This window comes from Abditibacteriota bacterium (assembly GCA_017552965.1).
In the GTDB taxonomy this organism is placed as follows: Bacteria; Armatimonadota; UBA5829; order UBA5829; family UBA5829; genus RGIG7931.
The window spans coordinates 22,476-29,492 of record JAFZNQ010000134.1 but is presented as its reverse complement, the minus strand read 5'-3'; the positions used below and the strand labels follow the sequence as shown (position 1 = coordinate 29,492).

Sequence of the window (7,017 nt, the reverse complement as noted above, 5' to 3'; positions counted from 1 at the left end):
GCTTCATGAAAACTGTCCTCTCTTCGTACAATAATATCATAACATAGTTGTCCTACTTTTGGGGTGCAGATCATATTACAGGGGATCTCTTACCGCCAAGCCTGACGGCTTGTCGCCGAGATGACGTCTGTTGTTGAACGGGACAACATTGCCCTTACCGCCACATTGACGTTTTGGCAGGACAGGGACAGAGAGCGCCTCGGGCCTCTCGTCATTCGGAACCGGCGCCCGGCGGTCAACAAAAGCGTCATCCCGGCCAAAACGGCAACAGATCAAACGCCAACGGCGTTTGGCCGTTTTGGGGAAGGGATCTCGGGCGGGACCCGTTTGCCCGTTCCTTGCTCTGTCGCAGACAGAGAGGGCAAATGGGGAGGACCCGGTCCCCGGTCCTAACGAGTGTTTTGTTATCGTCCCGTTGAGCTTGTCCCTTGCCGCGGCTCGCGGTCCTATTACAGGGGATCTCTTACCGCCAAGCCTGACGGCTTGTCGCCGAGATGACGTCTGTTGTTGAACGGGACAACATTGCTATTACCGCCGGATTGACGGCGGAAGAGCGGCCCGTCTCTCTGCCGCAGCTCTTCCCTTCTCCTGCGGGGGTAAAAGAAAGCCGCCGGACCGAGAAGGTCGGCGGCTGTGAAGACGATATTTATTTCTTCAGATATTCCTTGACGGAAGGAAGCTGGCCGGCGGAGCCCAGCAGTTCGTTGCGGGAAGCGATGAACTTGGCGTACTCGGACATAAATTCCTTGCCGATGGGTCTGAAGTCAAACACCTCGGGCTTATCGCGGAAGAATTCTCTGTGGACTCTGGTCCATACCAAGCGGCCGTCGGTGTCGATGTTGATCTTGGTCACGCCGCGCTTGGCAGCGCCCAGATACTGTCCGGCGTCCACGCCCTTGGCTCCGGCCAGGTTGCCGCCGGCAGCGTTGATGCGGGCTACCTCATCCTGAGGTACGGAGGAAGAACCGTGCATTACCAGAGGGAACCCGGGGCACAGCTTGGCGATGGCTTCGATGACCTCGAAGTGGAGGCCCTGAGTGCCGGAGAACTTAAAGGCGCCGTGGCTGGTGCCGATAGCGCAGGCCAGGGAGTCAACGCCGGTGCGGGTGATGAAGTCCTTTGCCTGGTCGGGATCGGTGAGGTGAGCCTTGTCTTCGGACACGGCGATGTCTTCTTCCACGCCGCCCAGCTGGCCCAGCTCGGCCTCAACGGCGATGCCCTTGGCGTGAGCCGCGTCCACCACTCTCTTGGTGATCTCCACGTTCTCCTCGTAGGGCTTGGAGGAAGCGTCTATCATGACGGAGCTGTAAAAGCCGGAGTTGATACAGTCGTAGCAGGCCTCTTCGTCGCCATGGTCCAGATGGACGGCAAACACTGCCTCGGGGAAGATCTCGTCCGCCGCTCTGATCATACCTTCAAGCATTCTCTTGTCGGTATATTTGCGGGCGCCCTTGGATATCTGAATGATAAAAGGAGCCTGAGAGTCTATACAGCCTCTGAAAAGACCCATTGTCTGCTCGGCGTTGTTGATGTTGTAGGCGCCGAGAGCATACTTGCCGTACGCATGCTTAAAAAGCTCTTTGGTGGTAACTATCATTGTGATTCGTCCTTTTGTTATAGCGGTATATACATTTATATTATACCCTTTTCCGCCCCGTTTCTCAAGTGGGGAGCGGAAAAATGGCTCCTAATTGTCGCACAGGGCTTCAAATTCGTCGATGAGCCCGGCGATGTAGTCCATGCCGTCCTTCCAGAAGCCGGGGCTGGTGATGTCAAAGCCCATGCTGCCGAGCAGCTCCGCGGGAGCCTGGCTGCCGCCGCCCGAGAGCAGCTCCTCGTATTTAGCCACAAAGGGGGCGCCCATCTTCTTGTAAAGGGCAAACAGCGACAGCACCATCAGCTCGCCGAAGCTGTAGGCATACACGTAGAAGGGCGTGCCGATAAAGTGGGACACGTATATCCACCAGTATTTGTGCTCGTCTCCCAGTATGAGGCTGTCGCCGAACATTTCCTGCAGGGAGTCCTGCCACAGCTCGCCTATAGCCTCCACGGACAATTCTCCCCTGCTCCTGCGGGCCTCGTGGAGCCGGCACTCAAAGATATACATGGCTGCCTGTCTGAACACGGTGGCGAACACGCTCTCTATCTTTTCGGCGTAGAGGGCTATCTTCTCCTCCCGGGACGCATCCCGGACCAGGGCCTCAAAGACCAGCATCTCCCCGAAGGTGGAGGCGTTCTCGGCTATGGGCAGAGTGGCGCTGCAGTCCAGTATGTTCTGCCGGGAAGCGAGCACCGCATGTATGCCGTGGCCCAGCTCGTGGGCCAGGGTCATCACGTCGTCCTGCCGGTTCATGTAGCTCATGAGCACGTAGGGATTGTGGGCCGGGTCGGCGTGGGCGCAAAAGGCTCCGCCCCTCTTGCCCTGCCGGGGCTCGGCGTCTATCCATCTCTTGTCAAAGAAGTCCCGGGCTATGGAGGCAAAACGGTCCGAAAACCGGCCAAAGGACGACAGCACTATGTCCCTGGCTTCCTCAAAGGACACCTCTTTTTCGGCGGCCGCCAGAGGGGCGTATCTGTCTACGTGGGTGAGCTCCCTGAGGCCCAGCAGCTGCTTTTTGCGGCGGTAAAACCGCGACACCAGTCCGTAGTTGTCCCGGCAGGTCCTGATCACCAGCTCCACCGTCTCCCGGCTCAGCTCGTTGGACAGGTGCCTGGACTCCTGAGGATAGCCAAAGCCCCTGAGCCTGTCATCCACGCTCTTGTCATACACCATGGTGTTGAATATGAAGGACAGCACTCCCGAGTGCTCCTTCAGGCCCTCGGTCAGTATGTGGGCCGCGTCTTCCCGGACCGCCCGGTCGGGGCTGCGCAGCAGGCTCAGGACCTGGGCCTCGTTCATCTCCCTGTCCTCGCCCTTTATCCTGCCTCTGAACACGGCGGAGGACAGCACCTGGTCAAAGAGCCGGTCAAAGGCCCTGCGGCCCGTGTTGGCCTTTTCCTCCATGATCCGCTCCTCCGGCTCGCTGAGCTTGTAGGGGTTGAAGGCCCTCACCGTGGCGATATGGTGGGCGTATTCCGAGAGGGCCGGACATTCCTCATAGGCGGCCTGCAGCCGCTCCTCCGGCATGGCCATGAGCTCCAGGTCAAAGAAGAGCAGCGTCACGCTGACGGCAGACACCTGCTCGGACACCCGCTGCATCAGAGCGCCGTTTTCCGGAGCGGAGGTGTCGGCGGAAAACACCAGCAGGGCATACAGGTCCGGATTATAACTGAGAGCGAGTATGTCCGTGTATTCCTTCATGGCGGCAAGGAGCGTCTTCCCGTCCGCAGCGGCGATATTGCCCTTATAGCGGCCGGCAAAGGCCTCCGCCAGCTCTTTGGCGCGCCCCAGATCTCCGTCTATCCTCTCGTCGTCCGGGCCGCTGTACAGGCCGGACAGGTCCCATGTCACGTGATTCGGTGTCATATGCTGTTCCTTTCCTATTTCTCCAATACTCCGATTTCCATCAGCCTGGTGCCCGGGCCTCCGTCATTTTCTCCGAAGTCAAATCTGACCAGGCGGGCCTTCACCGGGGCAAAATCCGCAAAGTTCAGATTTTCCTTTATCTCCGGCTTTGCCGCATACACCCGGTCATACTTTGCGCCGTCGGAGGACACGTATATATTCAGCTCCGCGGGGATGCGGCCCCGGTCCTCCGCCTCTGTGACGAAGAAGACTCCCCGCACCTCGCATTCCCGGCCCAGGGTCACCGTGACCTCTTCTCTCTGGGGCACGTCGGCAAACATGATGCGGCTGGCCACCCGGTCGCCGTCTATGAGGTGGGCCGGCACGTTGTGGGCCATGCCGCTGTCGGTCTCGAACAGGGCGCAGGCAGTGTCCACAGAGGCTCCCTTTTCGGGACAGGCCGCGTTTTTGGCCTTCAGCTCCACCGCCCTGAAGGCGGGCTCCAGCTGCAGGCCGTAGCCGGTGCGGGCCAGGCTCTGCCAAAAGTCCGCGGGAGCGCCGGTCCTGGGCACCCTGCGGCCGTCCTCGTCCACAAAATAGCTGTGAGGGCAGATGCATTTGCTGCCCCGCCGGTTCAGATCGTCGGCGGCGGCCCGGGGGATATTTTGCTCAAAGACGTAGATCTCCCTGTTCATATCCAGCTGCAGCAGCTCCTCGGTGGTCACCGGCTCTATATCGTTGGGATGGGCCACGCACAAAAAGGCCTGGCAGTAGCAGTCCAGATAGTTTTCCCAGCTCACCATATATTCGTAGCTTTCCTCGGGATAATAGACGTATATCTTGCCGCGGGTGTAGGGGCGCCGGGCGCGCTCCCCGTATTCCCACAGGTATGCGGCCGTATCTATGGAGGGGCGAAACTCGCCCTTGCCGTCCATGAGCCCAAAGTCCCCCGCGTCTCTGCCGTCCCACACCAGAGAGCCGGCGTTGTCGCCTCCCAGCTCCACCAGCCACTTCATGGCGTCGGGTATCTGGCTGTTGACCTCTACGGCAAACCAGGGTATGCCGTGGAGCCAGGCCAGCTTTTCCACGGTCCTGTAGGAAGCCATGAACCGGTCTCTGTGCTGATAGCTGTCGGCGGCCAGCAGGTCGCTGGTGAGGGCGTGGGTCCTGAGGCTCCAGTTGCAGTTGGGCGGGTTGCCGCCCTTCACCTGCCCCAGCCCGCCAAAGCTGTCGTGGAAGCAGGAGCCCGCCCACAGGCAGTCGGGAGCGAGGGCCTTCACTTTGGCCTTGATGTCCCTGACGGCGGCCAGGGACAGCGCGTCTATGATATAGCGCAGGTCGTAGGTCCTGCGGCTGGACATGGCAGAGGCGGGAACGCCCCGCTCCACGGAGCCCATATCGGGTATCTCCACCTCGTCAAAGGAGGCGTAGTCGCTCTTCCAGGCCTTGTTCAGGCTGTCTATGGAGCCGTACTGCTCCCGCAGCTTCGCCCGGAAGTCTGCCAGAAAGCCCGGATATCTGACGTGTCTGTAATCCCCCGTATGCCAGGGATCGTGGGAATTGCGCCATATATTCTCATACCAGCCGTATATCACCCGGCTGCCGTATTTGGCGGAAATATGCTCCACCACCTTCAGGGTGAACCACTCGACGGAGGCCTTGTCCTCCGGTATGTATATGGTGTAAAAATGCATGGGATGCGGACATATGTAAGGGGTGACGCCATACTTCACGCACTGGTCCAGAAAGCCGTCCAGACGGCTCCAGTCCAGCTGCCACTTTTCGGCGGCGGCCCTGTCAAAGGTCCTGCCGTTGTCATAATACATCTTGTCCGGTATGCCTATGGCCTCGGGATACAGAGGCACCCGTATGGTGTTGACCCCCTTTTCCCTGAAGGCCTCTATCTCGGCGTCCGTCAGATTGAGAGGACGGTCCGGCTCTGCCATTTTCGCGCTGACCTGGTTTATGCCCCGGAAATAAGACGGAAACGGGGCGAACTCCGCCCACAGCGACGCGGGAAGCATCCACAATATCAATAGGCAAACAATATATCTCATAGCACCACCTGCCGGTTTGGGATAACTCCATTATACCACAAAAGGCCGCCCCGCGCAACCGGGCGCCCCCCGGCCGGAAAAAACGGCCCGCATAGACATTTTTTCACACAATATATTGACTATCGGCGCGGACAGGTTTATAATATAGTTGTCACTATGTATATACAACACTATAAACGGAGGCCCGTATGGACAAGACCTATCTCTGCATCGATCTGAAATCCTTTTACGCGTCGGTGGAATGCGTCAAGAGGGGCCTGGACCCCATGACCGCCAATCTGGTGGTGGCCGATGAGTCCCGCACGGACAGGACCATCTGCCTGGCAGTCTCCCCTTCTCTCAGAAAGGAGGGCGTGAAAAACAGGTGCCGCCTCTTTGAGATACCCGCGGACAAGCAGTTCATCATAGCCCGTCCCCGCATGAGGCTGTATATGGAAACGGCGGCGGACATATACGAGATATATCTGGAATACATAGCACCGGAGGATATACACGTGTATTCCATAGACGAGGCTTTTTTGGACGTGACCCCCTACCTGTCCCTTTACCGCAAGACCCCCCGGGAGCTGGCGGAGCTGCTCAAGGGCGCCATATACAGAGAGCTGGGGCTGACGGCGGCCTGCGGCATAGGCTCCAATATGTATCTGGCCAAGATAGCCCTGGACATACTGGCCAAGCATTCGCCCGACGGCATAGCCTGTCTGGACGAGGAGCTCTACAGGCGCCTCCTGTGGCGGCACAGGCCCATCACCGACTTTTGGATGATAGCCGCCGGCAGGGCCCGCAGGCTCGCCCGGCTGGGCATCACCTGCATGGAGCAGCTGGCCGCGGCGCCCCGGGAGCTGATACTGCGGCAATTCGGCGTATGCGGCGAAAGCCTCATAGACAAGGCCTGGGGCAGAGACGCCACGGAGATGGCAGACGTCAAAAGCTACTCTCCAAAGCAGCGCTCCGTATCCCACAGCCAGGTCATAGGGACCCGCTGCACCAGAGAAAGAGGGCAGCTGCTGCTGGGAGAGATGATCTACGACCTGTGTCTGGAGCTGACCCGCACGGGCATGAACTGCAGCGCCGTCAGCGTCTGCGCCGGCTTCTCACTGCCCGGCGGCAGCCACGATTCGTCCGGCGCATCCAAAACGATACCTCCCTCCTGCGCCCGGTCGGTCATAGCGGACCACGCCCGCAGGCTGTATCTGGGCTGCGCTCCGGCGCATATAGACCTGCACCGGGTGGGCGTCAGCCTCAGCGGGCTGAAGCCGGTCTGCCCGGAGCCGGCCCTCTTTGAAGACATGTCGGAGGACAGAGAGCGGAGGCTGCAGACCGCAGTGTGCGGCCTGACGGACAGATACGGCAAAAACGCCGTGCTGCCCGCCTCCAGCTATCTGCCGGAAGCCACCGGCAGAGAAAGAAACGGGCAGATAGGAGGCCACAGAGCCTGAAGCCCCGGGGCCGGTCCGGCAGCAGACAGAATGACCGGATCGTTGCGCCGGGCCTGACAGATCACCCCGATCAAAA

The 7,017-nt window shown here is 59.7% G+C and carries 4 protein-coding genes; 1 reads left to right on the top strand and 3 read right to left on the bottom strand.

The features are described 5' to 3' along the window. Positions 1-646: 646 nt before the first annotated feature. The 3 genes from IK083_11050 to IK083_11040 all read right to left on the bottom strand — a co-directional run bounded on the left by IK083_11050 (position 647) and on the right by IK083_11040 (position 5,502). A complete protein-coding gene (locus tag IK083_11050; protein ID MBR4750090.1) occupies positions 647-1,597 on the bottom strand; it encodes a ketose-bisphosphate aldolase in 951 nt (316 codons plus the stop codon). A gap of 90 nt (positions 1,598-1,687) precedes the next feature. Continuing rightward, positions 1,688-3,466, bottom strand: a complete 1,779-nt coding sequence (locus tag IK083_11045; GenBank protein ID MBR4750089.1) for a M3 family oligoendopeptidase — start codon at positions 3,464-3,466, stop codon at positions 1,688-1,690. Positions 3,467-3,480: 14 nt separating this feature from the next. Next, the gene (locus tag IK083_11040) at positions 3,481-5,502 is read right to left on the bottom strand and encodes a hypothetical protein (protein MBR4750088.1); all 2,022 of its coding nucleotides are present in this window, start codon (positions 5,500-5,502) and stop codon (positions 3,481-3,483) included. 188 nt (positions 5,503-5,690) lie between these two features. Between IK083_11040 and IK083_11035 the strand changes: the two genes are divergently transcribed. Beyond that, positions 5,691-6,941, top strand: a complete 1,251-nt coding sequence (locus tag IK083_11035; protein MBR4750087.1) for a DNA repair protein — start codon at positions 5,691-5,693, stop codon at positions 6,939-6,941. The last annotated feature ends 76 nt before the right edge of the window (positions 6,942-7,017 follow it).

Bases quoted from the DNA above. Each gene is read 5' to 3' on its own strand.
- IK083_11035 (MBR4750087.1), top strand. From the start codon at position 5,691: ATGGACAAGACCTATCTCTGCATCGATCTGAAATCCTTTTACGCGTCG.
- IK083_11050 (MBR4750090.1), bottom strand. From the start codon at position 1,597: ATGATAGTTACCACCAAAGAGCTTTTTAAGCATGCGTACGGCAAGTAT.
- IK083_11040 (MBR4750088.1), bottom strand. From the start codon at position 5,502: ATGAGATATATTGTTTGCCTATTGATATTGTGGATGCTTCCCGCGTCG.
- IK083_11045 (MBR4750089.1), bottom strand. From the start codon at position 3,466: ATGACACCGAATCACGTGACATGGGACCTGTCCGGCCTGTACAGCGGC.